The organism is Neorhizobium puerariae, from assembly GCF_042429745.1.
GTDB classification, from domain to species: domain Bacteria; phylum Pseudomonadota; class Alphaproteobacteria; order Rhizobiales; family Rhizobiaceae; genus Neorhizobium; species Neorhizobium puerariae.
On the sequence record NZ_JBHMAA010000008.1, the window covers coordinates 233,463 to 259,411 of the forward strand.

Consider the following 25,949-nt stretch of genomic DNA (forward strand, 5'->3'; position numbering starts at 1 on the left):
CCTCCCCTAGAATTCGATCTTCGGCTTCGACATCATGTCGTCGAAGCGGAACAGACGCAGGTAGACGATGGAAAGGACGAGCCCGACGGTCACCAGCACCAGCGCCATGGCTGCGCCGAGGCCGTATTGCAGGTTGCCCGTATAGTTGTTGAGCGCCGTCTTGAAGGCTTCGAGCGCCCAGACCGTCGTCGTGCTGCCCGGACCGCCATTCGTCGTCAGCCAGATTTCCTGGTAGGACGACAGGAGCGACAGCGTCTGGTAGCTGGTGACGAACAGGATCGGCCAGCGCATCTGCGGCAGGATGATGTAGCGGATCTGCTGCCAGCGGCTGGCGCCGTCCACCTCGCTTGCCCACAGCTGCTGCACCGGAATGGCCTTCAGCGAGCCGGAAAACAGGATCATGCCGAACGATGCGCCGACGAAGCCGTTGACGAGGATGACGACCGTCCAGGCGCTGCCGACGGAGCCCTTCATGTAGTTGAAGGCGGGCAGGCCGAGTTCGCGGGCGATGTTGAAGACGAAGCCGTCGTCCCAGGTGAACCATTTCCACAGGACGGCATAGAGAACGACGGGCGTGATGCGCGGCAAAAGCCACAGCACGCTGAAGAAGCCGGCGCTGGCGGGCGGAAGGTAGAAGGTCGTGATCGCCAGGAACAGGCCGACGAGGACGTTGAACGCCAGCGTCAGCGTCACATAGAAGACCGTGTTGGCGACGATCCGCCAGGTCTCCGGCGCCGCGGCAAGGCTGACGAAATTGTCCGTCGTCCAAGTCCAGCCGGTATAGCTCGCATCCGCGATCCGGCCGATCGCGCCGGCGGGCGGGTTGTCGAGCACTGCGGACAGCGCGGCCTCGATCGCGCCGCGGCTGCCATAGCGGACATTGAGCACGGATTGCTCGAAGGCGCCGGCGGCGATCTTCAGGTCGCGCACGCGCGACGGACGGGACGGCAGGGCCTTCAGCTCCCGCTCGAATTCCGTGGCGCTCGTGAAGGTGCGGCCCTTCAGCCTGGCCTCGATTTCCGAAACCAGCCTGGCATCGACCTCGGCGGCCCGCGCCTTGTCGAGACCCTGCCGGTCGACCGTATAGTTGGATCGCCCCAGCGCGTCGGTCGTCTTGCGGTCGAGGCCCTGTTCGGTGAGCGCGCGGATGAGATTGCCGGTGACGACGTAGGAGCCGCCGGTGATCCCCGTCGCCGTGCTCATGTTGGTGAAGGCGAACACGCTGGTCAGGACGACCGGCAGGAAAAAGAAGCCGAGCAGCAAGACCAGCGCCGGGGCCATGAAGGCCAGGCCGAGAAGATTTGTCCTGAAGAGCCGAGGGGAACGCATGGACCACCGGAAAAACGAAGGAAAGGCCGGGCGGACGCAAGGCCCGCCCGGACGATCGCGGATCAGCGGATGATGACCTTGTCACCAAGCGCGCTGCGGACTTCCGTCTCGACGGCCTTCACGGCGTCGGCGACCGAGGACGTCTTGGTCCAGGAGGCCTCGAGGCCCTTGTACATGGCCTTCCAGATCACGCCGAAATCGCTGTTGTTCGGGATGGCGTTCGTATGCGGCAGCAGCGCGTCGGTGGCGACCGTCGTCCAGCGGTCGTTGGCGTAGAGCGGGACCTCGGCTTCCGCCGTGCCGATCGCCAGATGACCCGACTTTACGGCGTGCAGGGCGTTGATGCGCGGCTCGGAGGCGACCGTGATGAGTTCGGCGGCGAGCGTGGCGTCCTCGTCCGTGCCGGCCTTGGAGAGGAGATAGACCAGCGGGTGCGTGATGCTGTTGGCGCGGCCCTTGGCGTTGCCGGCCGGGATCAGGCTGTACTGCACCTGGCCGAAGAAGTCCTTGAGGCCCCACTTGGTCTCCCATTCGGACTTGTGCCAGGTGCCGCCGTGCCAGATGCCGGCCTTGTCGCCGGCGACGGCCTGATGCCAGGTATCCCAGGTCATGCCGAGATAGGTTGCCGGAACGACGCCCTTGGCGACCGCGTCGGCGAAAAACTGGTACATGCCCGTCAGCGCCTGACGGTCGAGCACCAGCTTGCCGGATTCGGGATCGGCCATCTCGCCGCCGAAGCTCTGGTAGAACTGCCAGTAGTCGGTGCCGTTGCTCGGGCGCGGCATGAAGCCCTTGCCCGGTTCGACGACCTTGGCGTCCTGCATCTTCTTGGCGTCGTCGAGCATCGAATAGAGCGTGTATTCGCCGCGCTCGACCTTGCCCGGCAGCGCGTCGATATCGGCATCCGAATAACCGATCGCCTTCAGGTGGCTGCGGGAGAAGAAGAAGGGACGCGCCTCGGCGTCCTGGGGAATGCCCCAGACGCGGCCGTCATAGGTGGAAACGTTGATCAGGTTCGGATAGAGCTGGTTGAGCGGCCAGGCGTCGAAATCGACATAGTCCTCGATCGGACGCAGCAGGCCCGACTGCGACCAGGGGCCGATATCCTCGTGGCCGGAGACGATGATGTTCGGCGCGGTGTTGGATTCGGCCGCCAGCGTCACCGCCTGCTTGAAGTCGTCCCAGCCGGTCCAGGCCTGGCCTTCGACCTTGATATTGAGGTCTTCGCCGCGGATCTTGGCTTCCCGCTGGACGATGTCGGCAGCCATCTTGATGGCCTCGATGCGATAGTCGCCGGTTGGCCCGGTGCCGCCGGCCCATACCTTGATGGTGACGTCCTTGGCGGAGGCGACGACCGCCGTGGACGCGAGCAGCACGGCCGCGAGCGCGGCGGATTTCAGTATCGGAAGAACAGTCATCGATTTAACTCCCCGAAGAGCGAGTGGCATCTCCCTCCACCTCGGGCGACCAGTCACCAGTCGTCCCGTGAGCAGCGGAAGCGCTGAAGATCATCACAACGAGGCCGGTTTAGAGCCGCTCCATAACACCCGGATGACAAAATGTACGCGTGTGCAAATTTTCCTCGGGTTCCTGGCAGAACTGGCCCGGATGAACGCGGAGACAAAAAAGACCCGCTTACCGGCGGGTCTTTTCGAAGGCGGAGAGACCTGGACCCCTGCGGGGCCTTCTTCTTTCGGGGAGGACTATTCGGCCGGCTGAAGCGCCGGCACGGGAGCGGGTTCCGCCGCCGCATCTCCCGACAGGGCATTGGCGAGCATGGTTGCGTCCAGCTCGTTTTCCCAGCGGGCGACGACGATGGTCGCGACCGCATTGCCGATGAAATTCGTCAGCGCGCGGCATTCGGACATGAAACGGTCGATGCCGAGGATCAGCGCCATGCCGGCAACCGGCACGGAGGGAACCACCGAGAGCGTCGCGGCAAGCGTGATGAAGCCCGCGCCGGTGATGCCGGCGGCGCCCTTGGAACTCAGCATCGCCACGAGGAGCAGCAGGATCTGATCACCGAAGGAGAGCGGGGTATCGGTCGCCTGCGCGATGAAGAGGGCGGCGAGCGTCATATAGATATTGGTGCCGTCGAGATTGAACGAATACCCCGTCGGGATCACCAGCCCCACGACCGAACGCTTGCAGCCGGCACGCTCCATCTTCTGCATCAGGCCCGGCAGGGCCGCTTCCGAGGAAGAGGTGCCAAGCACGAGAAGCAGTTCCTCCTTGATGTAGCGGATCAGCGCCAGGATCGAGAAACCGTTGTAGCGGGCGACGGCGCCGAGGATGACCAGCACGAAGAGCAGCGAGGTGAGGTAGAAGGTCCCGATCAGGAAGGCGAGATTGGCGATCGAGCCGATGCCGTATTTGCCGATCGTGAACGCCATGGCGCCGAAGGCACCGATGGGCGCGGCCTTCATGAGGATGGCGACGAGCCTGAAGATCGGAGCCGTAAGCGCGTTCAGGAAGTCCAGGACGGGCTTGCCCTTGTCCCCCACCATGCCGAGCGAGATGCCGAACAGAACCGAGAAGAACAGGACCTGCAGGATATCGCCCTGGGCGAAGGCGCCGACGATCGTGTCGGGGATGACGTTCATCAGGAAGCCGGTGATCGTCGATTCATGCGCCTTCGTCGTGTAGGTGGATACGGCGTTGGCGTCGAGCGAGGCCGGCGAGATGTGCATGCCGGCACCCGGCTGCACGACATTGGCGATGATCATGCCGACAGCGAGCGCCAGCGTCGAGAAGGCGAGGAAATAGATCATCGCCTTGCCGGCGACGCGGCCGACCTTCTTGAGGTCCGCCATGCCGGCGATGCCGGTTGCGACCGTCAGGAAGATGACCGGCGCGATGATCATCTTCACCAGCTTGATGAAGGCGTCGCCAAACGGCTTCAGCGACGTCCCGAATTCCGGATAATAATGGCCGATCAGGACGCCGGCGATGATCGCGGCGATGACCTGAACGTAGAGATGCCGGTAAAACGGCAGCTTTTCACGCGGATGCGTAGCAGCGGGCATAACATTCATGATGTCCTCCATCGCGCCCCAACCAGGGATCTGGCTCTTCCCGGGGCGAGTTCTTGTGATCGTTTGGGAGGTTGCAAGGTGCATGCCAGATCTGCGGAACACCCATAAGCATTTGATATCGAAAGCCTTATTTCGACATACAGGGAGAGTCCGGAAAGTGAAGTGCGGATTTCCGCACATTGTGATTTGAGGTTCGTGCGGATTCATGCTCAACATGGAAGATGAGCAAGGACCTGCCCATCTCCGATGATGCGAGGCTCGATCGCAGAGCGCGCCGCGCCTGGATCGCGTTCGCGCTTCTGGCGGTCGCGATCTGCGCGGCGACGCTCCACGTCGTCGGCCTCTACGGACGCGCATCCGCCCTGTCGGCGCTGGAGACGCAAGGCCGCACCGATGCCAACCTGAAGGTCGCGCTGCTGCGCGCCGTGCTCGAACGCCCCCGGGCGCTGCCCCTGCTGCTCTCCCGCGACCGGGACGTGGAGGAAGCGCTTTCCGACCCCTCCCCCGACAGGAGCGGCGCCTTGAGCCGCAAGCTCGAAGATCTGGTTGCCGGCACCAATGCCTCGGTCCTCTATGTGATCGGGACCGACGGCGTCGCGATATCGGCGAGCAACTGGCGCGAGGCGACGAGTTTCGTCGGCAGCGACTATGCCTTCCGCCGCTATTTCTCCGGCGCGATGCAGACCGGCACCGCCGAGCATTTCGCGCTCGGTTCGGTCAGCAAGCGGCCGGGCCTCTACATTTCCCATCGCGTCGGGCCGGCCTCGAAGCCGCTCGGCGTCGTCGTCGTCAAGATGGAGTTCGACCAGCTCGAAAGCGACTGGCGGGATGCGCTGCGACCGGCTTTCGTGGTGGACGGCAATCACGTCGTGCTGATCACCAGCATCCCTTCCTGGCGTTTCATGACCACGGAAACGCTTCCCCCCGAAAACCTGTCCGCCATTCGCGAAAGCCTGCAGTTCGGCGACGCCCCCTTGCTGCCCCTGCCCTTCCAGCCGGTGCAGTCGCTTTCGGCCGGCGCATCCATCATCCAGGCGACCACTCCGGGCAACCGCACGGCCGGCTACCTGCGCATCGCCGTTCCCGTCGCGTCGACCGACTGGTCGTTCCAGTATCTGCTGCCGGTCGACGCGCCGGTCGCCAGCGCGATGCGGGAGGCGCGGCTGATCGCAGCCCTTGCACTGCTTCTCGTCATGGCGGTCGCGGCGATCTGGCTGCGTCGGCGCCAGGCGGCCTCGATGCTGATCGTCAGGCAGCAGATGGCGCGCGAGGAGCTTGAGCGACGGGTTTCCGAACGGACGCGCGATCTGAGCCTCGCCCGCGACAGCCTGCAGGCGGAGATCGCCAATCACCGCGCGACCGAGGCCCGGCTGCAGGTGATCCAGCAGGACCTGGTGCATGCCAACCGGCTGGCGATCCTCGGGCAGGTCGCGGCCGGCGTCGCCCACGAGATCAACCAGCCGCTCGCCACGATCCGCGCCTATGCCGACAACTCCAGGGTCTTCCTGGAACGGCAGCAGCCGAAGCCGGTCGTCGAGAACCTCGAACTCATCGCCGGCCTCACGGACAGGATCGGCACGATCACCGAGGACCTGAAGGCGCTTGCGCGCCGCGGCCGGACCGCCCCGGAACCCATCGATCTGCGGGACGTCATCGACGGCGCGCTGATGCTGCTGCGCAGCCGTTTTACCGGCCGGCTGGAGATGCTGCGCATCGAGCCGATCCCGGAAGGAACGAAGGTGATGGGAAACCGGCTGAGACTGGAGCAGGTCTTCATCAACCTCTTCCAGAACGCGCTGGAGGCCGTCGAGGCGCAGGAAAACGGAAAAGTCCGGGTCACGACGGAGGTTTCGCCGGGCGGCATCGCCGTCGCCGTCGCCGACAATGGCCCCGGCATCGCTGCCGAGATACTGGACACGCTGTTCGAGCCCTTCAACTCCTCGAAGGAGAAGGGCCTCGGTCTCGGCCTGGTGATCTCGAAGGACATCGTCACCGATTACGGCGGCCATATCGGGGTCGAAAGCGGGGCGGCGGGAACGCGCTTCACAGTAGAACTGAAAAAGGCGACGGACTGAGATGTCGACACCGGTCTTTCTCATCGACGACGACAGGGACCTGCTGAGGGCGACGGGCCAGACGCTCGAACTTGCCGGCTTCGACGTTTCCCTTTTCGCCTCCGCCGCGGAGGCCCTCGCCCGGCTGGACGCGGCCTTCGAAGGCGTGGTGGTCTCCGACATCCGGATGCCGGGGATCGACGGCCTGCAGATGTTCGAGCGCATCCGCAAACTGGACGGCGAACTGCCGGTGATCCTGATGACCGGCCACGGCGACATCCCCATGGCCGTGCAGGCCATTCACGACGGCGTCTACGATTTCATCGCCAAGCCGTTCGCGACCGAGCGGCTGGTCCAATGCGTGCGGCGCGCGGCGGAAAAACGCAGCCTGGTGATCGACAACCGCCGGCTCAGGGACGCCGCACGGGAGGCCGGACAGGGGCTGCCCCTCATCGGCCAGACGCCGGTGATGGAACGCCTGCGCTACATGCTCCGGCAGATCGCCGACACCAATGTGGACGTTCTGGTGACGGGAGAGACGGGCAGCGGCAAGGAAGTGGTGGCAAGCCTTCTGCACGGATGGAGCCGCAGGTCGAAGGGCAATTTCGTCGCGCTCAACTGCGGCGCCCTGCCCGAGCAGATCATAGAAAGCGAGCTCTTCGGCCACGAGCCCGGCGCCTTCACCGGGGCGCAGAAGAAGCGGATCGGGCGGATAGAACATTCGAGCGGCGGAACGCTTTTCCTCGACGAGATCGAGAGCATGCCGCTCTCCACCCAGATCCAGATGCTGCGCGTCCTCGAAATGCGGGAGGTGACGCCGCTCGGCACCAACGAGGTCCGGCCGGTGGACCTGCGCGTCGTAGCCGCCGCCAAGGTCGACCTCGGCGCCCCCGAGCAGCGCAAGACGTTTCGCGAGGACCTCTATTACCGCCTGAACGTCGTGACGCTCGCCATTCCGCCGCTCAGGGAGCGGCGGGACGACGCCCCGCTGCTGTTCAGCTATTTTGCCGAACGGGCGGCGCGCCGCTTCGGCCGCGACGTCCCGCCGATCACGCCGGCGATCGCCAGGCACCTGCGCGAATACGACTGGCCGGGCAATGTCCGCGAGCTCTCGCATTTCGCCGAGCGCGTCGTGCTGGGCGTCGCGCCGGCCGGACCGGACGCCCCCGATGCGGGCCTTCCCGTCGACCCGGCCTCCCTGCCCGACCGGCTGGGGCGCTACGAGGCCGAAATCATCCGGGAAACGCTCGCATCCTTCGGAGGCGACGTCCAGCAGACGATCGCCGCACTCGGCATCCCCCGCAAGACCTTCTACGACAAGCTGCAGCGCCACGGCATCGTCAGAAGCGACTACGCCGGGAAACGGTAGGCCCCCGCATCCAGCGCGACCGTCAGGCTTCCATTTTGGCGGGGATCGAGGCAGCGTTGCCGCCTCGATCGTGACCGGCCCGGGCAGGCCGGAGAGGGATCATTCGGCCGCAACCTTGTAGGAACGGCCTTCGAGGAAGTCGCTGGCGCTGGCGATCGCCTGCATGAGATCGTCGCGCGTCACGGGCTTTGCCGCGACGGTCAACTGCTCGCGGACATATTCGATCGTCTTCTGGCGAACGGGCCGAGGCATGGCCAGGATCGTTTCAGCAAGGAACGAGCGGATTTCCGGCGTCCATATCCCGTTGTAGGCCTCCCGCTCGGGACCGTAGGAGAACGTCTTCACATCCCTCTCCGCCGCCAGCCGCTTTCTGAGCGTCAGCGTCGCGTCCTGATCGACCTCGCCGTTCTCGATGACGACGCCGTAGCTGTCCCGGGCGACATCCAGCGACAGGAGGTCCATTCTCACGTCGCCAAGCACAAGATCGGGCGCACGCTCCAGCGGATTTCCGAAACCGCCGCCGGCCGGCGAAATGATCTGCACCACGTCACCGCGGGCCATGTGAAGAACGCGGATCTTGCCGATCGACTTCTCGTCGATGCGGCCGGGATTGGTGACGACTTCGCCCAGCTTGCCGGGAAACCCTCCCCTGAAACCCCACGGGCGGAACTTGAAACGGTTCATCCCGCGCACCGTCATGGTCGCTTCCAGGCCGGTGTTTTCGATTTCCATGACCAGCGCGGCGCCGCCCCGCCAGCGGCCGGGCGACTGCGTGTCGGCGACGAGATGGCAGCGGCGCATATGCATGACCGTCTCGACCTCCAGCACTTCCGTCGGAATGCTCTTCAGGGCGCCGGAGCGGCCGTCGACGCCGTCGATACCGTCCTTGCCGATGCGGCCGCCGCCGCCGCCGATGATCGGGTTGAGCACGCTGACCCTCTGGCGGCCGGTATGGGGATCGCGCGCATTCGCGACGATGATGCCCACCATGCCGGCGCCTGCCGCCATGACGCCGTCCGGCAGAGCCTGGTTGAGGCAGCCGAGGATCACGTCGAAGACGCGGGTTCCCGACGCGACGCGGGAGCCCATCGCAGCCGGATATTCGGCATTGATCACCGTGCCGCGCGGCGCCTTCGTCCGGATCGGCCGCAGCAGCCCGGCATTTTTCGGAACGCCCGGCTCGACGCTCATGATGTAGTAGGTGAGCGCCTGGGTGACGTAAGGATGCGTGCGTTCGCCGATGATGAAGTTGTAGGCGGCCGCCACCTGCGGATCGGTGCCGGTGAAGTCGAGATCGATTTCCTCGCCTTTCACCGTCATGGTGGCGGTGATGTGGGCGTGCTGGTTCTCCTCGATCCCTTCGAGATAATCGGAAAAGGAATAGGTTCCGTCCGGAATGCCGGCGATGACCTGCCGCGCCTTCAGCTCGGCGAAGGCGATGACTTCGTTCATGCCTTCCTTCACGGCGGCCGCGCCATACCGGTCGCAAAGCTGGTTGAGGCGCTTGTCCATGCTCTTCATCGCCGAGAGCATCGCCTGGAAGTCACCCCACATCTCGTCCGGGATGCGGCTGTTGTCGAGAAAGATGTTCTTCGCATCCGGGTTGAGGCGTCCCCGATCGAAGAGCTTGATCGGCCGCACGCGCAGGCCTTCCTGGAAGGATTCGGTGAATGTCGGGGAAATACTGCCCGGCACGGCGCCGCCGATGTCCGACGCATGCACGAAGGACCATCCGAAGGCGATCAGTTCGCCGTCCCGGAAGATCGGATAGATCAACGTCACGTCCATCATGTGGGTGACGAGCCCGTCGGTGAAGAACGGATCGTTGGTGATATAGCAGTCGCCCGGCGCGAAATTCTCGCGGCCGATGCGGTTGAGCGTTTCCTGCAGCGGCAGCCCGATGAACACCGTCACGCCGGACTGGCTGGGATAGGCGAAGATATCGCCTTCCGGGGTTGCGAGCGCGCACTGGTAATCCTGCACGAGCTTGACGAATGTGGTGTGCGCGGTCCGATGGAGAACGGTCGACGCTTCTTCAACGATGGCCGTGAAGCGGTTGTTCATGATCGCGGTACGGACGGGGTCCATGGGTTTACTCCCGGATGAGAATGAGATCGCCGAAACCGTTCACCGAGGCGGTGAACTTCGGGGGAATGAGGATGGTGGTGTCGACCTGCTCGATGATGGCCGGTCCGGCGATCGCGGCCTCTTCGGTCAGGACCGAACGATCGTAGACGGCGGCCTCAAGCGATTGACCGCCGATCTGGATCGGCCGGCGGCCCTTCGCGACGGCCGCCTGGCCGGCTCTGCCGCCCTGCTCGATGCCGGGTGCCGCGAGCGATCCGGAGATGCGGACGCGGATCTGCAGGAGTTCGACCTCCGCCTCGCGGTCGGAATGGGTATAGAGCCGCTGGTGTTCGTCGTGAAAAGCGTCCACCAGTCCCTTCAGCGAACCGCCGGAAAGGTCGTCCGCGCCCACCTTCACCTGAAGCTGGAAGGACTGACCGCGGTAACGCATTTCCGCGTAGCGGTCGATATCGACGGAAACAAGCTGATGCGCCTCGATCTGCTGGAGAAGCCACCGGCGTGCCTCGGCTTCGAGTTCGCCGAAGCGGGCGGCAAGCGTATTGGCGTCGATATCCAGCCCCTGGACCGTCATCGCCAGGTCGTGGATGAGCTTGGCGACAAGCCCGCCTGAGGCACAGAAGACCGACGGCGACGGCGGGATCAGAACGCGGCGGATACCCATCTCGGCTGCGAGAAGCGGCCCGTGCAGCGAGCCTGCGCCGCCATAGACGACGAGCGTCACATCCTCGGGATCGGCCCCGTGCCGCGCGAGATAGGGAAGAACGCGCGCCACCATATTCGATGTGGCGACGGTGAGCGCGGCTTCCGCGCACCGGACGCCATCCTGCCCCATCGCCGCCGAGAGACCGGAAAACGCACCTTCGGCCGCTGCGACGTCGAGCTTCATCTTGCCGCCGAGGAAATAGTCAGGGTCGAGATAGCCGCAAAGGAGGTAGGCATCCGAAACGGTGGGTTCCGTTCCGCCATGGCCGAAACAGGCCGGACCGGGCCTTGCCCCGGCCGAACGCGGCCCGACCCTCAGAACACGGCCGTCGAGCGAGACGATCGAGCCGCCGCCCGCGCCGATGGCCTCGATTTCGGTCACCGGCATGCTGAGCGGGAAATCGCCCACCTCGGCGCTGCTCGAAATCGTCGCCTGGCTGTCGCGGATCAGGGAGACGTCGGTGCTGGTGCCGCCCATGTCGAAGGTCAGGTACTGGCCGCCATCCAGCCTCTCCGACACCGACAGGGCCGCCGAAACCCCCGAGGCCGGGCCTGAAAGCAGGGTCTGGACCGGGAACTGGCGCGCCTCGCCCGCGGCCATCGCTCCGCCGTTGGAGCGGGTGATGAACAGTCTCGCCTTTGGCAATCTTTTGGAAAGATAGCGCTCGATATCGGCGATGTAGGTCTGCATCTTCGGCTTCACGAAGGCGTTCAGGACGGCGACGATGGCACGTTCGTATTCGCCGATCTGCGGCCAGATCTCGCTGGAGATCGACACCTCGAAATCCCCGCCCAGCTCTTCGCGCACGGCTTCGCGTGCAGCCAGCTCGTGCGCGGGGTTGCGATAGCTGTGGTAGAAGGCGATGGCGATCCCGGTGGCGCCGCCGTCGCGCGCCTTGCGGGCAACGGCCCTGACTTCCGAAAGATCGAGCGGCTTGCGGATGGCCCCGTCCGACATCAGCCTTTCCCCCACCTCGAAGACGAGGTTGCGGGGGACCAGCGGCACGGTGCGCTGATTGAAGAAATCGGTCGGCTGCTTCAGGCGCAGGCGCTGCAGGTTGAGGATATCGCGAAAGCCCGCCGTCGTCAGGAGGGCGATCGGCGGTGCCGACCTTTCGATCACGGTGTTGGTGCTGACGGTGGTGCCGTGCACCACGGTGATTTCCTCGTCATCGTGGAAGCCGATCGAATCCAGCATCTGGTCGACGCCGTTGCGGAAACCGTCGGCATAGTTGGGAGGGGTCGAAGGCACCTTCAGGGACAGGGTGCGACTGTTACCGCCGTTGGATCTCCAGGCGATCACATCCGTGAAGGTGCCGCCGATATCGATTCCAATCCGAAGCATTGGATGTGTCCTTTACTAAGAGCTGCGTCGTAGAGACGATTTCAAACCAAGAGAAAGTGCCCGGGCGCCCGCTCTTCGAGCGCCTCGCCGGCCGGATATCGTTCGGGATCGTAGATCAGCCGCGTCCTGCGCCTTTCGACATCGGGGTCCGGCACCGGAGCGGCCGAAAGCAGGGCCTGCGTGTACGGATGAAGAGGATTGCCGAACACGGAGGCCGCCGGCCCGATTTCGACGATCCTGCCGTGCAGCATCACCGCGACCCGGTCGCAGAGGTAGCGGACCATGCTGAGATCGTGAGCGATGAACAGGTAGGTCAGCCCCATCCGCTGCTGCAACTCCTTGAAGAGGTTTACGATCTGAGCCTGTATGGAGACGTCCAGGGCGGTGATCGGCTCGTCCGCGACGATGAACGAGGGGTCGGAGGCGATCGCCCGCGCAATGCAGATGCGTTGCCGCTGGCCGCCGGAAAATTCGTGCGGGAACCGCTTCATCAGGGCCGGGTCCAACCCGACCGTGCTGAAAAGCTCCGCGACGCGCTCCTCTCTTTCGCGCCGGCTCCTGCCGCTATGGACGCGAAGCGGCTCGGCCACGAAGTCGCCGACGCGCATGCGCGGGCTGAGCGCCGCGTAAGGGTCCTGGAAGACGACCTGCATCGCCTTCCGCAGCGGCCTCATCTCATTGCGGGAGGCGTTGGTGATCTCCTGTCCGTCGAACCACAATCGTCCGCCGGTCAGCGTCTCGAGCCGCAGCACCATCCGGCCAAGCGTGCTCTTGCCCGATCCCGATTCCCCTACGAGGCCGACGATCTCGCCCCGGGCGATGTCGAGGGAAACGCCGTTGACGACGGGCGCCGGCCCGGCGTTCCGCCAGCCCCGGCTTTCGTAGACCTTGGTGGCGTTCTCGATCCTGACGAGAGGTTCCGTCCGTGTCATGCCGCACCTCCCGTTTCACGAATGCGCGTCTTGAGATCGTACCAGGCCGCCACTTCGTGCCCCTGGACGTCGCCGACCGGCCTCAATGCGGGGCGTTCTTCGAAACAACGTGGCGTGGCGAACGGATTGCGCTCGGCGAAAGGATCGCCCTTCGCCAGCCGGAACGGGTTGGGCGGCTGGCCGGGTATCTGGTAGAGCGGTTCGCCCGCCACCTGGTCGGGACGCGGCAGCGACTTCAGGAGGCTCCAGGTATAGGCGCTCGCCGGATTGTAGAAGACCGACCGCACCGGCCCGCGCTCCATGATCTGGCCCGCATACATGACCTGGACGGTCTCGGCGAAGCCCGCCACCACGCCGATGTCATGCGTGATCCACAGGACGGACATCCCGAAACGCTCCTTCAGGGAGCGGATGAGATCGATCACCTGCGCCTGGATGGTGACGTCGAGAGCGGTGGTCGCCTCGTCCGCGATGAGGAGCCGCGGTTCGCAGGCCAGGGCGATCGCGATCATCACGCGCTGCCGCATGCCGCCGGAAAACTGGAACGGGAAAGCGCGCATCCGGCGTTCCGCGTCGGGAATTCCGACGAGTTCGAGCAGTTCGCGCGCCCTTGCCCGCGCCGACCGCCAGTCCAACCGCTTGTGGCGCACCAGGACTTCGCTGATCTGCCGGCCGACGGTGAGGACCGGATTGAGCGAGGTCATCGGGTCCTGGAAAACGATGCCGATCTCCTTGCCGCGCACGTTGCGCAGTTCCTGCGCGTTCATCTTCAGGAGATCGCGACCGGCGAAGACGATCTCGCCGCTTTCCACCGCCAGCCCGCGCGGCAGAAGGCCGAGCATGGCGAGGACATGCATGCTCTTGCCGCTGCCGCTTTCGCCGACGATGCCGAGCGTTTCGTTTTCGCAAAGGTCGTAGCTGATATCGTTGACGGGATATCCGGTCTCGCCGCCGTTCTGGATGCGGATCTTGAGGTTTCTGATCCGGAGAAGAGGTTCGGCCATCTCACGTCACCTTCGGATCGAGAAGATCGCGGAGCCAGTCGCCGGTCAGGTTGACGGACAACGCGGTGATGAAGATGGCGGCTCCCGGAAAGATGGCTATCCAGGGCGCGGAGGACATGTAGGACCGGCCTTCCGCGAGCATTCGTCCCCAGCTCGGCGACGGCGGCTGGACACCAAGACCGAGAAAGCTCAGCGCCGCTTCGAGGATGATGACGCGGGCAAGCTCGATGGTGGCGATCACCAGGGCGGCCGAGAGAACATTCGGCAGGATGTGCTGGAAGATGATCCTGACATCGCCGAGCCCGATCGCATGCGCGGACTGGATATATTCCCGCTCCCGCACGACCAGCACCTGGCCGCGGACCACGCGGGCGTACTGGACCCAGCTCGTGAGCGCCAGCACGAAGATCAGGTTCTGGAGGCTCGGACCGATCGTCCCGACGACGAGCAGGGCCAGCAGGCTCAGCGGGATCGACAGCTGCACGTCGACGATGCGCATCAGGGCCGCATCGACCCAGCGGCCGTAGTAACCGGCGACAAGGCCGATGACGATCCCGATGGCGCCGCCGAGCAGCACGGCCGTTGCGCCGATCATCAGCGTCACCCGCGCCCCATGGATCGTCCGGGACAGGATATCGCGGCCGAGCTGGTCGGTGCCGAAGAGATGCAATCCCTTCGTCGTGTCGAAGGATGGCGGCGCGAGCCGGGCCATCAGGTTGTTTGCCGTGGGACTGGCAAGGCCGAGCAGCGGGCCGAACAGGGCGACGGCGATCAGCAGCACGATCAGCGAGACGCCGATGATGCCTGCGATGCTGCCGAATTTGGAAGAGACGCGCATGGGATGAACCTTACCTTCCGAGCCGGATTCGCGGATCGAGGAGGGTGTAAAGAAGGTCGACCAGGAAATTGACGCCGACGAAGATCGTGGCGATCAGGAAGACGCCGGCCTGGATCACCGGGAAGTCCTTGCTGTCGATCGCCTGGACCAGAAGCCTGCCGACGCCCGGCCAGGAAAAGACGGTTTCGGTGACCGCCGAACCGCCCAGCAGTTCCGCGGCCAGAAGGGCGAGCATGGTCACGACCGGGATCAGGGCGTTCCGCGCCGCATGAACCATGAAGATGGTCCGCGGCATCAGCCCCTTGGCTCTCGCCGTCCGGATGTAATCCTCCGACAGCGTCTCGATCATGCTCGACCGGAAGAGCCGGGTGATGTTCGCAGCCACGAAGATCCCGAGCGCCATGGTGGGAAGCACCAGCGATGCCGGTCCATCCCACCCGCCGGTCGGGAACCAGCCGAGCTCCACCGCGAAGAAAAGGACAAGCAGGATGCCGAGCCAGAATACCGGCGTGGCCTGTCCGGCCAGCGCAAGGCACATGACGACGAATTCGAGAAACCGGCCCCGGGCCAATGCGGCGGCAAACCCCGTCGCCGCCCCGAGGACCGCTCCGAGCGCGAGCGACGACGCGGTCAGGATCGCCGTGGCCGGCATCCGTTCCAGCACGACCTCCATCGCAGGCCGGAAGGACTGGTAGGACAGCCCGAAATCACCGACGGCCGCATGGCGCAGGAAGTCCAGATATTGCACGATCATCGGACGCTCCAGACCCAGGCTGCTGCGCAGTTCCTGGATCTGGCTGTCCGGCGTTCCCAGCGGCAGGAGAAGCACCGCCGGGTCGCCGAGCATGCGCGTCACGACAAAGACGATCGTCACGATACCCCAGATGGCGAGCAGCGACTGACCGATGCGGATGAGGAAGTATCGCGACATGACGCCCTACTTCAGAACCACATCTGAAGCGCGAACCCAGTCGTCGCCCCGCGCCTTCCATTCGATGCGTGCCGAGGTGGCATAGGTGAACGGCTGGGCAAACAGGAAAATCACCGGCGCTTCGCGGCACATGGTCTCCGTCGCCTGCTTGTAATGGACAAGCCGCTCCTTCGGATCGTTGGTCGCGCGACCGGCTTTCAGGGCCGCGTCGTAGTCGGCATTCTTGAAATATGCGGTCGGATTCTGGGAAGCGTAGAGGCCGAGCTGGCCATCAGCATCGAGCGTCGGCCAGGCCTGCCCCATCAGCGACATCGGCCCCATCTCGCCTCGCGAATAGGGCTGGACCCAGGAGCTGAAGTCATATTCACGGATCACGGCGTTGAGGCCGACTTCCTGAAGCTGCGCAGCAACGACCTGGCTGATCTCGCTCGCCATGAAATAGCGCCCCATCGGCACCTGCAGCTCGATCTGCGTGCCCGACGCAAGACCGGATTCGGCGATCAGTTGCTTGGCCTTCGCCGGATCGTAGGGATAGGGCTTGAGGTCTGCGTTGTAGCCGAAATAGGCGGGCGTCATGATCTGGCAATTGCTGACGGCGCCGAGGCCGCCGAGCAGCCCGTCGACGATCGCCTGCTTGTCGATCGCATAGTTGACCGCCTGACGCAGCTTGACGTTGTCGCTGAAGGGCGGTTTGGCCGTGTTCATCCGCACGACCATCGAACGGCTGCTGGGAACCCAGCCCGCATTGGTCTTGCCGCCGCCCTTCAGGCGCTCCACTTCCTCCAGCGGAATGTCGAAGGCCAGGTCCGCCTCGCCGGTGGATATGGCGGCCACACGGGCCGCCGGCTCCGGAACGACCTTGAACACGACGCTGTCGAAGGGAGAGGCCGGCCCCTTGTAAACCTCGTTCCGGACCAGGACGAGGCGGTCGCCCGCGACGAATTCCTTCAGCTTGAACTCGCCGGTTCCATAGACCTCGTTCGCCGGATTGTGGCTTTCCATCCACTTCGGGGAGAGGAAGAAGATCATCGACAACTGGTCGGGCAGTGTCGGATATGCGCCCTTGGTGTGGATCTTGATCTGCATGGGGCCGACCACCTCGACATCGGAAACCGGATCGAACCAGGCGCGATTGCGCGACTTGGTTTCCGGATTGCGTATCCGGTCGATGTTCCATTTGACGACGGAGGCGTCCAGCGGCTCGCCATTCGCGAAGGTAAGGCCGGCCTTGAGGTCGAAGACCCATGTGCTGTCGCCTTCCGGATACCATTTCTCGGCAAGCACGCCGACGAGCTTCGAATCCGCATTGCGCGCGACGAGCGACGAGTAGAGATGGGACGCCACGCTGACGTCGGTGCCAACCACCTGCGCCTGGGTCGGGTCCAGCGTGTTCACGGAAGACGATAGTGCGACGGTCAGCGTTGCCGCATGGGCGGCGAGCGCAACGCTGGACATCAGCATCGTGCCGGCAGCCAGTGCAAACCGGCGCATGAGGCGGCCGTTCAGGCCGCAAGACGTTCTTGTCATTTCAGTTCCCCTTTGCCTTTTCGGCTTCGATCCGACCAACCGGCCTTCACCGATGGGGAAAATTATTATTCAGCTCCTGAATAATATCAAGTCCAAACAATAGGCAGCCGCTGCCTTTTTTATGACCAGATGAAAACAGCAGCGAATACCGGGACTTAGGGCCTGTATGCGGTTTTGGGGGCGGTCAGGTTGGGACCGCAGGCACCTAGTCGACGATCTCAGCGGACCGCCTCTTCAAGCGGCTTTCGACGAAACGCCGGATGTCCTCTTCCATGGCGAGCATGCCGTAGGACTCCCGCAACTTGTAGAGCGCCGGCCCGAAAGCATCCTCGATCTCGGTCTCGAACTTCGTCATGATCTCCGCGAGATAGAGTTCGTGGCGCAGGAAGACGCCGGCCAGATAGACGAACGACCGGTTTTCAGAATACGCGCCGTTGAGACCCGACGGTTCGCGGGCAAGCGCGCGCTTGAAATCGACGCAGAGCAGGAAGAAATCGGCCCCAATATTGGCGCCGTTGCCTTCATGGGGCCACAGGCGCACCTTGGCGCCCCCACGCAGCTTCGGCTTGTCGCCGTAATAGACGAACAGGATTTCGACCCCTCGCTTGGCCGCCGCCTGCAGGGCCTTGTGAACCCGCTCGGGCAGGGGCGAGGTCGCCTTGAGAAGAATCTGGGACCGGGCGTCTTCGATCGTCGCCAGAATGCGCTTGTCGATAGCCGCGGGCGTGGACAGCATCTCGACATAGTCGTCGTTCGCTTCCGGAGACAGGCTTCCCATCTGCCCGGCCAGTTCCTCGCAGATGCGCGTCGTCCTGCTGGCCATCGTCTCCAGGAACTGCTGGGGCTGGACCGCGATATAACGGGCCGGCTGTCCGGAAACCTGGCTGGCCGCCCCCTTCTCCGTCAACGACCGCATCACGTTATAGGTGTTGGGCACCGCAAGCTTGGCCTGCTTTCCGAGCTCATAGGCCGTCGCGGGCCCGATCTGCACCAGGGCGACGTATATCCTGGCTTCCTGATCGGAAAATCCGATCTGCCCCAACTTTTCGATAATGTCCGCAAGATCCGTCTTCGCCGCGCTCATCCTGAATCCGATCCTCAATCCCGAAAGCCGTTATCCTAAATTATTATTCAACCGTTGACTAACAAAAATCGTCCATCTACCGTTTGGCGAATTCCTGCAGCCAAATCAGAGACGGACCCATGAACCAACCTCAACAGGACACTATCGAGCGTTTTCTACAAGATATTTCTGCCGAGACCGCGCGGATCGAAAGGGAGGAGCCTGAAGACCACCGCAAGCTCAGGACCGGGATGCTCGACGACCGGGCCGGCTGCTACGGACAATATTTCGGGACTTGGGACATCGCGCACGGCATGCTGCGCGACTGCTCGATGTATGCCCTCTATCCGATGGTCAGGATGGCCCGCCTTCCGGAGATGGAAAAGCAGCTTCCGCGACTGATCGAGGAGCTTCTCGTCCCCTACACCAACTATCTCGGCTATAGCGGGTTTCCCCAATTCGAGGAATTCGGCGACCGGCTGCGCGGCCTGATGGCCAAGGCATCTCCCGCCGAGCTCGAAAGGATGCTCTCGGCATTCCTGCTGTACGTCAACAGGCTCTACTGCTGGGCCTATCACTACTTCCCGTGGAACCTCGGCGAGCAGTTCAAATATGCCGATGCCGAAGCCATCGACGCCGCCCTGGCGGCGGATGCCGTCGTCAAGGACGGTTTCACGCCCACAAGGACCCTGATCCGCATGACGTGGGAGCCGCTGGGCATCAGCGTGCGGGCCTGGCTGGCAACCGACCAGAACCCGGAACTGTGCGACGACCTGCTGAAGGCCCTGCCGTTCCGGATATTGCAGGAACATCCGATGGTGACGGGAGAATCGATGTTCGCCTGGGCGCCCATGACGTCGACGGCGCCGGTCCGGGTCAAGGAGGAGATCCGGAAAGCGCCGCTCGGCCGGCTCCGCTTCTCCCAGAGAACCGGCCAGAAGCTCATCGTGCAATACGGACTGACGAAAGAGACGATCCTGGCGCCGGTCCTGGGCGGCGTGATCGAGGAAGACCTGCACAAGCTGCAGGAAGTGGGCCGGGCCGTGTGGAAAGCCACATACGAAACCAAGGAGCTGATCTGGCTGACGGTAGAAGAACTCTAATATCCCGCACCAACAAAGCGTTTCCGTCGTTGTCGGAGCGGTGCGACCCGGTCTCGTCAGGTGCCAGGCGGATGCGGTCTACGCAGCGTGCGGTGATCCGGCCGGTGCCGGGTGTCCTTGCGCCATTTTCCTGCGCATAGGCAGCACCCTCGCAGCGGAACCCGGTTGACGGCTGTCAACTCGCGCTCCGGGAGGCTCTTTTCCCGGCGCCGTTCCCTTCGGGAGCCCCGGGTTGTTTCAGGGCACGCGGGTATCCGGCGGGGTGTCATAGGCGATCCGGAAACCGGTGTTGCTGGATGCGCTGTCGGGCGAGAGACCCATGCGCGCCGCGATCCGGTAACGATAACAATAACTCTTGTGACAGAGGAAGGAACCACCCTTCAGGACCTTGTCGGAAAACCGCCTGGCCTGGTCGTTGCGCTCCCGGGCGGGCCGCGAGAGAGACCGTACCCGGAAGGGATCGCCTGTCCACTCCCAGACATTGCCGGCAAGATTGTAGAAGCCGGCCTCGTCCGGGGGAAAGCTGCGCACGGGCGCGGTGCCGAAATATCCGTCCTGCAACGTATTGCCGTGCGGAAACCGGCCCTGCCAGATATTGCAGAAAATCCTCTCGTCCGTCGGCTCCTCGTCACCCCAGGGATAGCGGCGGCGGCGATTGCCTCCGCGCGCGGCATGTTCCCATTCCGCTTCCGTCGGCAGGCGCCCGCCAACCCATTGCGCGAATGCCCTGGCGTCGTTCCACGACACGTGGGTGACGGGATGATCGAGCCGGTCGTCCGCCGAACTGCCGGGTCCCTCGGGCTGTTTCCAGGTGGCGCCGTCGATACGCGTCCACCATGGCGTGTTGCCGACGCCACCGGTCGCAAGCTCGGGGTCATCGAGCAAGGGCGCAAAGACCGCGGAGGAGCCGAACCGTTCCGATTCCGTCACATGGCCGGTCGCTTCCACAAATTGCGCAAACCGCCCCACGGTGACGGTCTCGACCTCGAGATGGAAATCCTGCAGCAGGACCTTTCGCTCGGGGCCTTCGCCGTCGAGAAGGATGACCGGGTCATGGGTGCCGACAAATGTCTCTCCCCCCTTGACCGCCACTGTCTCGCCCCGCGTTCCGCGCGATGCGGCGGGCCCCGCCTTGACGGAAACCCCGGAATGCCCGTCTCCCCTCGCCCCTGAACAACATCCGCTCATTCCCGTCTTCCCCGATCCGCCTCGCTCCCGCCGCCGTCGAACGACATTCCGGACGAAACATATGGGAACCGCCGCGCGGCGTCGACGCCAATCGCCGGCGCGGCGAAGATCCGCTTCAGAGGGCCGGAACGCCGTCATGCCTGCGAAAATTCGGCAGGTCCGCCGCGCGGCGCTCGATGGATGAGATCAGGCGCTGCACGGTCGCCGGCAAAGGCAGGCCGGTCGCGGTGATGACGCCCCAGTAGAACGGGATGTGGAAGGACAGCGGCAGGATCGCGACATCCTTGACCGGCAGGCCGCTGATCGTCACGGATTCGACGATGGCGACGCCGAGCCCGGCCCGCGCCAGTGACAGCGAGACATAGGTCGCGTTGCTGTCGATCACCCCGCCGGGTTCGATCGAATGCTCCGCCAGAGCCTTGTCGATCCGCATCCTCAGCCGGTAGGGGTTGGCGGAGGCGATGAGGCGGCGGTCCTGCAAGTCTTCCGGGCGAAGCATGTCCCGCCCGGCGAGCGGATCATCGGCGGCGACGACCGCCACGCACGGCACTTCGCCGATCCAGTGCACGTCGACCCCGGGATTGTCGAGCGGGAGGCTGGCGATGCCCACATCGGCCGTCCTCGCCGCCACCGCCTGCACGACATTTTCCGAGGCTATGCTCTGGAGATGGACGTGGTTCGGAAACCGGCCCCTGGCGAGGTCCTGCAATGCAAGCGGGACGACGCTTGCCGCAATGGCCGGAATGGAGGCAAGCTCGACCGGCCTTTCCTGCGCCGTTTCGATAGTCCGGGCCCGCTCGCTGATCGTGCGCAAACCGCTCAGGAAGAGTTCCGCCTGCGCGAAGAATGCGACACCCTGCTCCGTCGGCGCGATGCGCGGACCGTTCCGATGGAGGACGGCAAAGCCGAGCTCCTGCTCCAGATCCTGGATGAGCCGGGTCACGACGGGCTGGGACTTGCCCAGTGCCCTGGCCGCGCCGGTCATGCTGCCGATCGAGATGACGGCGACGAAAGCTTCGAGCTGGCGCGTATCGAGATAGTCAGGAGGCATCGAAAACCCTGGAATCGCCCGTATCGGTGAAGGTCCCCACCATCTCACGATCGGGCGCGATGTCGATACCGTTCTTCGCCGCATGCGGGTCCGGCCCGGCCGGCGGGTTCACCCGGTCAGCCATGGGATGCCTCCCACAGCGCCGTACGCCCGCCGAAGGGATCGGCCGTGAGGCGGAAGGCGCCGCGGTCCATATGCAGGACCTGCGGCCGCAAGGCCGAATAGAGCGGCCAGTCTCCCACCAAGTCTCCCACCGGCGTCCGAGGCGCCTCGTCACGGATGAAGGAAACCCAGATGGCGTGGACGTGCTCGGCGAATGCCTTGTCCGTGACCGCCTGCCGGGCCGGGAGACGACCGACATCCATGCCGCTCCGGTACCAGACCTCGCCCACTTCGGCGCCGTGCGGCGCGCCGAGTTCATCGGCTTCGACCGGGCCGTAGAGATATTTGTACACCGGCTGGTGCGCGGCATGCAGCCGCGCGAAACGCGTTGCCGGATTCTGGAAGACGAGATCGCCGCCGACGGCGCGCCATATGCCGCGCGGCGTATGGTCCGGCAGGGCCTGCCGGTAACGCGCGACGATCCCCGCCCCGGTCGCCCCCATCGGGCGGACGCGCTCGTGCAGCAGGCGGGCGGCGCCCTCGAAATCCATCTCCGGCTGCGCCGTGGCGTGGGTGACATATTCGCCGGTGGTGCAGCCGATCATCATCGGCACGGCAGCGGTTTCTCCACGGGCGGCCGCGTCCTCCGGATGGAGGGGCAGCGAGGTTCCATCGATCACCGGCACGAAGGGAACGCCGAGCATCGACGCCGAACCGTCGCGGTCGAAATCGTGCTGCTCGTAGGATTCGTTGCAGAGATCGCGCTGGGCGACGAGCAGCGTCTCGAAGGGCAGGTCGCGCAGTTCCGCTTCCGTCACCTGCAGGCGGTCGAGCATGCGCCGGTTGAGCTTCTGCGCATCCTCCATCGAGGAAACGCCGGTGCTTGCCCCGCTCTGCGGCATCGCCCGGGCGAACAGGCCGCGCGCCGCCGGCATCGCCATGACCGCCGCGATCGCGAACCCGCCGGCGGAACGCCCCGCAAAGGTGACCCGCTTCGGATCGCCGCCGAACGCGGCAATGTTGTCGCGCACCCATTCCAGGGCGGCGATCTGGTCCAGCAGGCCGCGATTGTCCGGCGACCCGTCGTTCAGATGCAGGAAACCGAGCGCGCCGAGCCGGTAGTTGACGGTCACCTCCACGATGCCGCTGGCGGCGAACGCGCCGCTCTGCAGAACCGCTTCGTTGGCCGAACCGACCGCATATCCCCCGCCATGGACCCAGACCAGAACCGGCGCCGAGCCCTTGACGGATGGCGTGCGGATATTGACGGTCAGGAAGTCCGTGCCGAATTCCAGTTTCGACGCCGCCGCCTTGCCCACCGGGCCGTAGGTCGGGATTTGCGGGCATACGGCGCTGAGCGCCCTGGCGGGGCGGACGCCGGACCAGCGGGCGACGGGCCGGGGCGCCATGAAGCGCCGCTCGGGCGTGATCGGCGCGGCATAGGGAACCCCGAGGAAAACGGCGTAGCCGTTCTCCCCGAAACCTTCGACAGTACCGGCATTGGTCTCAACAAGCATGTCAGAGCGCCCTGCGCAGGCCGACCAGCCGCTCGACAGCCACGACAACCCCGACGGAGATGAGGATCAGGATGACCGAGAGCGCCGCAATCTGCGGATCGGTGGAATATTCGAGATAATGATAGATCTCGGTCGGCAGGGTAGAAGCCTTGACCGAGACGATGAAGAGCGAGATCGTCGCTTCGTCGAAGGAGATCAGGAAGGCGATCACGCCCCCGGCGATCAGGCCGGGGCGCACCAGGGGCAGGGTGATGCGCCAGAACACCATGCGCGGCGGTGCGCCGTGGACGAGCGCCGCCTCCTCGACGCGGATGTCGACCGCCATCAGGCTCATCATGATCGTCCGCACCGTATAGGGAATGGTGATGCCGAGATGCGCGAGCACGATGCCCGGATAGCTGTCGAGCAATCCAAGCGGAGCGATCACCAGCATGACACCGACCGCAAGCACGATATGCGGCACGAGGAAAGGCGCGAGAATGAGGAAATTCACCGCCGCCTTGCCGCGGAACCTGTAGCGCGCCAGCGCCAGCGACAGAAGCATGCCGGCCGAAACCGCGACGATGCCGACGATCGCGCCGATGATCAGGCTGCGCCAGAAGGCGGAGATGAACTTGATGTTCTGGAAGACCTTCACATAGGAGCCGAACGAAAGGCTCTCGGGCGGGAAGGCGAGATACTGGCGCGTGTCGAAGGAGATGATGAAGACGACGATGATCGGCGCGAGCAGGAAGAGATAGAGCAGCGTGATCAGTGCGTTCCAGGCGATGCGGCCGAGGAGTTGGTTGCCCTGCATGACCGGCCTCACGTCTCTAGCGCGCGCAGGGCGCGCTGGTAGAGCAGGATGATGCTGCTGAAGAGCACGAGCAGCATGACGGACAGCGCCGCGGCCAGCGGCCAGTTGAGCGTCACCGTCGCCTCGTTGAAGACTTCCGTGCCGAGCACGAAGACCCGTCCCCCGCCCATCAGCCGCGGCGTCACGAAGGAGGAGATGGCCAGCACGAAGACCAGCAGCCCCGCCGTCAGCACGCCGGGCAGGCTCAGCGGCAGGATGATGCGCGTGAAGATCCTGAACCGGTTTGCCCCGAGCATCGCCGCCGCCTCCTCGAGCTGGGCATTCAGCCGGCCGAAACCGCTGAGCATGGCGAGGATGGCATAGGGCATGAGGATCTCGATCAGCGCGACCGTGGCGCCGAAACTGTTGTTGGTGAGCCGGATGACGCCGTCCGTCAGGGAAAGGCCCTGCAGCGTGCTGTTGATGACGCCCCGGTCGCCGAGGATGACCATCCACCCATAGGTCCGCACGACGGAAGAGGTCAGCAGCGGGGCCACGGCAAGTGCGGTCAGCACGCCGCGAAAGCGGCTTTCCGTGCGCGCCAGGAACAGCGCGATCGGATAGGACAGGATGACCGCGAAGACCGCCACGTTGAAGCCGAGCACAAGCGTGTTCCACGTCACGCGCCAGTAGAACGGATCGAAAAGCACGGTCGAATAGGATTGCGCCGTCCAGTCGCCGCCGCTGAACGCACCCACCGTCGAGGATGCGAAGGAGGCGCGCAGCAGCCAGATCAGCGGCAGGAGAAAGGTGATGACCAGGGCGGCGAGGCCCGGCAGAAGCAGCATCAGCAGCATCCCGCGCGACGCGCCGGCCGTCGGGGAGCCCGCAGATGGCACGGCCGCGGCGCTCATGCTGCGACCTGCCCGACCACCGTCACGTCTTCCGGCGCGACTGCGAGCGTCACGGTGCCTCCCTTTTCGGGCAGCAGGCCCGCATGGGTGGGCAGGTCGGCCTGCAGCAGCCTGTCGCCGCAACGGACGTTCAGCGTCAGGATCTGGCCGCGATAGACGATGTGTTCGACGGTTCCGGTGAAGCTGTTCGTCTGTCCCTCGCGGTTTGCCAGCAGCAGCCTGTGCGGCCGGATCATCAGCTTCACGGTCGATCCGACCGAAGCGTCACCGACGAAGCGCAGCGTCTTCAGCCCTTCGACCACGGCAAGGCCGGATTCGGCCACCTTGCCCTCGAAAAAGGTCCCCGCGCCGATGAAGGAGGCGACGAAATCCGTCTGCGGCCGGTCGAAGATCTCGCGCGGCGTGCCGATCTGCTCCAGCCGGCCGGCCGACATGACGGCCAGGCGGTCCGCCATCGACAGCGCCTCGTCCTGGTCGTGGGTGACGAAGATCGCGGTCACGCCCGTGCGGGCCTGGATATCGCGGATTTCATCGCGCATCTCGTCGCGCAGCTTGGCGTCGAGGTTGGACAGCGGCTCGTCGAGGAGCAGCAGTTCCGGCTCGATCACGAGCGAACGGGCGATCGCCGCACGCTGCTGCTGGCCGCCGGAAAGCTGGCTCACCTTGCGGTCGCCGAGGCCGTTGAGCTTGACCAGATCGAGCGCCCTGCCGACACGCTCCTCGCGCTCGGCGCGGCCGACCCCGCGCATTTCGAGCCCGAAGGAAATGTTCTGCGCGACCGTCATGTGCGGAAACAGGGCATAGGCCTGGAAGACCATGCCCATGTTGCGCCTGTAGACCGGAATGGACGAGACGTCCGCGCCGTCGAGCCTGATCGCCCCCGCGGTCGGCGCGATCAGGCCGGCGATCATGCGCAGGATCGTCGTCTTGCCGCAGCCGGAGGGCCCGAGCAGGGCCAGCATCTCGCCGCGCGGCAGCGAGAAGCTGACATGATCCACGGAGGGCTTCTGGGCGCCTGGATAGGTCTTCACGAGATTTTCGATGATGACGTGATGATCAGCCATGGCGGCCAGTTCCCCGAG

General features: G+C 64.8%; 21 protein-coding genes. 3 read left to right on the plus strand and 18 right to left on the minus strand.

Features of this window, described 5'->3' with window-relative positions:
* Positions 1-6: 6 nt before the first annotated feature.
* The 3 genes from ACFFP0_RS06475 to ACFFP0_RS06485 all read right to left on the minus strand — a co-directional run bounded on the left by ACFFP0_RS06475 (position 7) and on the right by ACFFP0_RS06485 (position 4,364).
* Entirely contained in the window at positions 7-1,329 is a 1,323-nt protein-coding gene (locus ACFFP0_RS06475; RefSeq protein ID WP_377257800.1) for a carbohydrate ABC transporter permease, read from the minus strand.
* A 62-nt stretch (positions 1,330-1,391) separates the two neighbouring features.
* Complete coding sequence (locus tag ACFFP0_RS06480) at positions 1,392-2,747, minus strand: extracellular solute-binding protein (protein WP_377257802.1); 1,356 nt, start codon at positions 2,745-2,747, stop codon at positions 1,392-1,394.
* A 285-nt stretch (positions 2,748-3,032) separates the two neighbouring features.
* On the minus strand, positions 3,033-4,364 hold the full coding sequence (locus tag ACFFP0_RS06485) for a dicarboxylate/amino acid:cation symporter (RefSeq protein ID WP_377257804.1): 1,332 nt from the start codon (positions 4,362-4,364) through the stop codon (positions 3,033-3,035).
* 221 nt (positions 4,365-4,585) lie between these two features.
* Here ACFFP0_RS06485 and ACFFP0_RS06490 point away from each other — a divergent pair, with 221 nt between their 5' ends.
* Both ACFFP0_RS06490 and ACFFP0_RS06495 read left to right on the plus strand, forming a co-directional pair.
* Positions 4,586-6,439 (plus strand): sensor histidine kinase, encoded by a 1,854-nt coding sequence (locus ACFFP0_RS06490; protein WP_377257806.1) that lies wholly within the window; start codon positions 4,586-4,588, stop codon positions 6,437-6,439.
* Between the two features lies 1 nt (position 6,440).
* Positions 6,441-7,787 (plus strand): sigma-54-dependent transcriptional regulator, encoded by a 1,347-nt coding sequence (locus ACFFP0_RS06495; protein WP_377257808.1) that lies wholly within the window; start codon positions 6,441-6,443, stop codon positions 7,785-7,787.
* Positions 7,788-7,886: 99 nt separating this feature from the next.
* Here the strand turns inward: ACFFP0_RS06495 and ACFFP0_RS06500 are convergent, their stop codons facing one another.
* From ACFFP0_RS06500 to ACFFP0_RS06535, 8 genes are all read right to left on the minus strand, one after another.
* Complete coding sequence (locus tag ACFFP0_RS06500) at positions 7,887-9,875, minus strand: hydantoinase B/oxoprolinase family protein (protein ID WP_377257810.1); 1,989 nt, start codon at positions 9,873-9,875, stop codon at positions 7,887-7,889.
* A gap of 4 nt (positions 9,876-9,879) precedes the next feature.
* The gene (locus ACFFP0_RS06505) at positions 9,880-11,922 is read right to left on the minus strand and encodes a hydantoinase/oxoprolinase family protein (RefSeq protein ID WP_377257812.1); all 2,043 of its coding nucleotides are present in this window, start codon (positions 11,920-11,922) and stop codon (positions 9,880-9,882) included.
* 41 nt (positions 11,923-11,963) lie between these two features.
* Complete coding sequence (locus ACFFP0_RS06510; RefSeq protein ID WP_377257814.1) at positions 11,964-12,854, minus strand: ABC transporter ATP-binding protein; 891 nt, start codon at positions 12,852-12,854, stop codon at positions 11,964-11,966.
* Positions 12,851-13,858 (minus strand): ABC transporter ATP-binding protein, encoded by a 1,008-nt coding sequence (locus ACFFP0_RS06515; RefSeq protein WP_377257816.1) that lies wholly within the window; start codon positions 13,856-13,858, stop codon positions 12,851-12,853. Before ACFFP0_RS06515 ends, ACFFP0_RS06510 begins: the two co-directional genes overlap by 4 nt.
* Position 13,859: 1 nt before the next feature.
* Positions 13,860-14,696 (minus strand): ABC transporter permease, encoded by an 837-nt coding sequence (locus ACFFP0_RS06520; RefSeq protein WP_377257818.1) that lies wholly within the window; start codon positions 14,694-14,696, stop codon positions 13,860-13,862.
* A 10-nt stretch (positions 14,697-14,706) separates the two neighbouring features.
* Complete coding sequence (locus ACFFP0_RS06525; protein ID WP_377257820.1) at positions 14,707-15,627, minus strand: ABC transporter permease; 921 nt, start codon at positions 15,625-15,627, stop codon at positions 14,707-14,709.
* A 6-nt stretch (positions 15,628-15,633) separates the two neighbouring features.
* On the minus strand, positions 15,634-17,154 hold the full coding sequence (locus tag ACFFP0_RS06530; RefSeq protein WP_377257822.1) for an ABC transporter substrate-binding protein: 1,521 nt from the start codon (positions 17,152-17,154) through the stop codon (positions 15,634-15,636).
* Between the two features lie 205 nt (positions 17,155-17,359).
* Entirely contained in the window at positions 17,360-18,238 is an 879-nt protein-coding gene (locus ACFFP0_RS06535; protein WP_377257824.1) for a TrmB family transcriptional regulator, read from the minus strand.
* A 119-nt stretch (positions 18,239-18,357) separates the two neighbouring features.
* Here ACFFP0_RS06535 and ACFFP0_RS06540 point away from each other — a divergent pair, with 119 nt between their 5' ends.
* Positions 18,358-19,320 (plus strand): cucumopine synthase-related protein, encoded by a 963-nt coding sequence (locus tag ACFFP0_RS06540; RefSeq protein ID WP_377257826.1) that lies wholly within the window; start codon positions 18,358-18,360, stop codon positions 19,318-19,320.
* Between the two features lie 237 nt (positions 19,321-19,557).
* Here the strand turns inward: ACFFP0_RS06540 and ACFFP0_RS06545 are convergent, their stop codons facing one another.
* The 7 genes from ACFFP0_RS06545 to ACFFP0_RS06575 all read right to left on the minus strand — a co-directional run bounded on the left by ACFFP0_RS06545 (position 19,558) and on the right by ACFFP0_RS06575 (position 25,931).
* Entirely contained in the window at positions 19,558-20,508 is a 951-nt protein-coding gene (locus ACFFP0_RS06545) for a formylglycine-generating enzyme family protein (protein ID WP_377257828.1), read from the minus strand.
* 115 nt (positions 20,509-20,623) lie between these two features.
* Positions 20,624-21,559 (minus strand): LysR substrate-binding domain-containing protein, encoded by a 936-nt coding sequence (locus ACFFP0_RS06550; RefSeq protein WP_377257830.1) that lies wholly within the window; start codon positions 21,557-21,559, stop codon positions 20,624-20,626.
* Positions 21,549-21,683 carry a hypothetical protein gene (locus tag ACFFP0_RS06555; protein ID WP_377257832.1) on the minus strand — a complete coding sequence of 45 codons (135 nt, stop codon included), beginning with the start codon at positions 21,681-21,683 and terminating at the stop codon, positions 21,549-21,551. Before ACFFP0_RS06555 ends, ACFFP0_RS06550 begins: the two co-directional genes overlap by 11 nt.
* On the minus strand, positions 21,676-23,178 hold the full coding sequence (locus ACFFP0_RS06560; protein WP_377257834.1) for a carboxylesterase/lipase family protein: 1,503 nt from the start codon (positions 23,176-23,178) through the stop codon (positions 21,676-21,678). Before ACFFP0_RS06560 ends, ACFFP0_RS06555 begins: the two co-directional genes overlap by 8 nt.
* 1 nt (position 23,179) lies before the next feature.
* Entirely contained in the window at positions 23,180-23,974 is a 795-nt protein-coding gene (locus ACFFP0_RS06565) for an ABC transporter permease (protein ID WP_377257836.1), read from the minus strand.
* A gap of 8 nt (positions 23,975-23,982) precedes the next feature.
* On the minus strand, positions 23,983-24,867 hold the full coding sequence (locus ACFFP0_RS06570; protein WP_377257838.1) for an ABC transporter permease: 885 nt from the start codon (positions 24,865-24,867) through the stop codon (positions 23,983-23,985).
* Positions 24,864-25,931 (minus strand): ABC transporter ATP-binding protein, encoded by a 1,068-nt coding sequence (locus ACFFP0_RS06575; RefSeq protein WP_377257840.1) that lies wholly within the window; start codon positions 25,929-25,931, stop codon positions 24,864-24,866. Before ACFFP0_RS06575 ends, ACFFP0_RS06570 begins: the two co-directional genes overlap by 4 nt.
* Positions 25,932-25,949 lie beyond the last annotated feature (18 nt).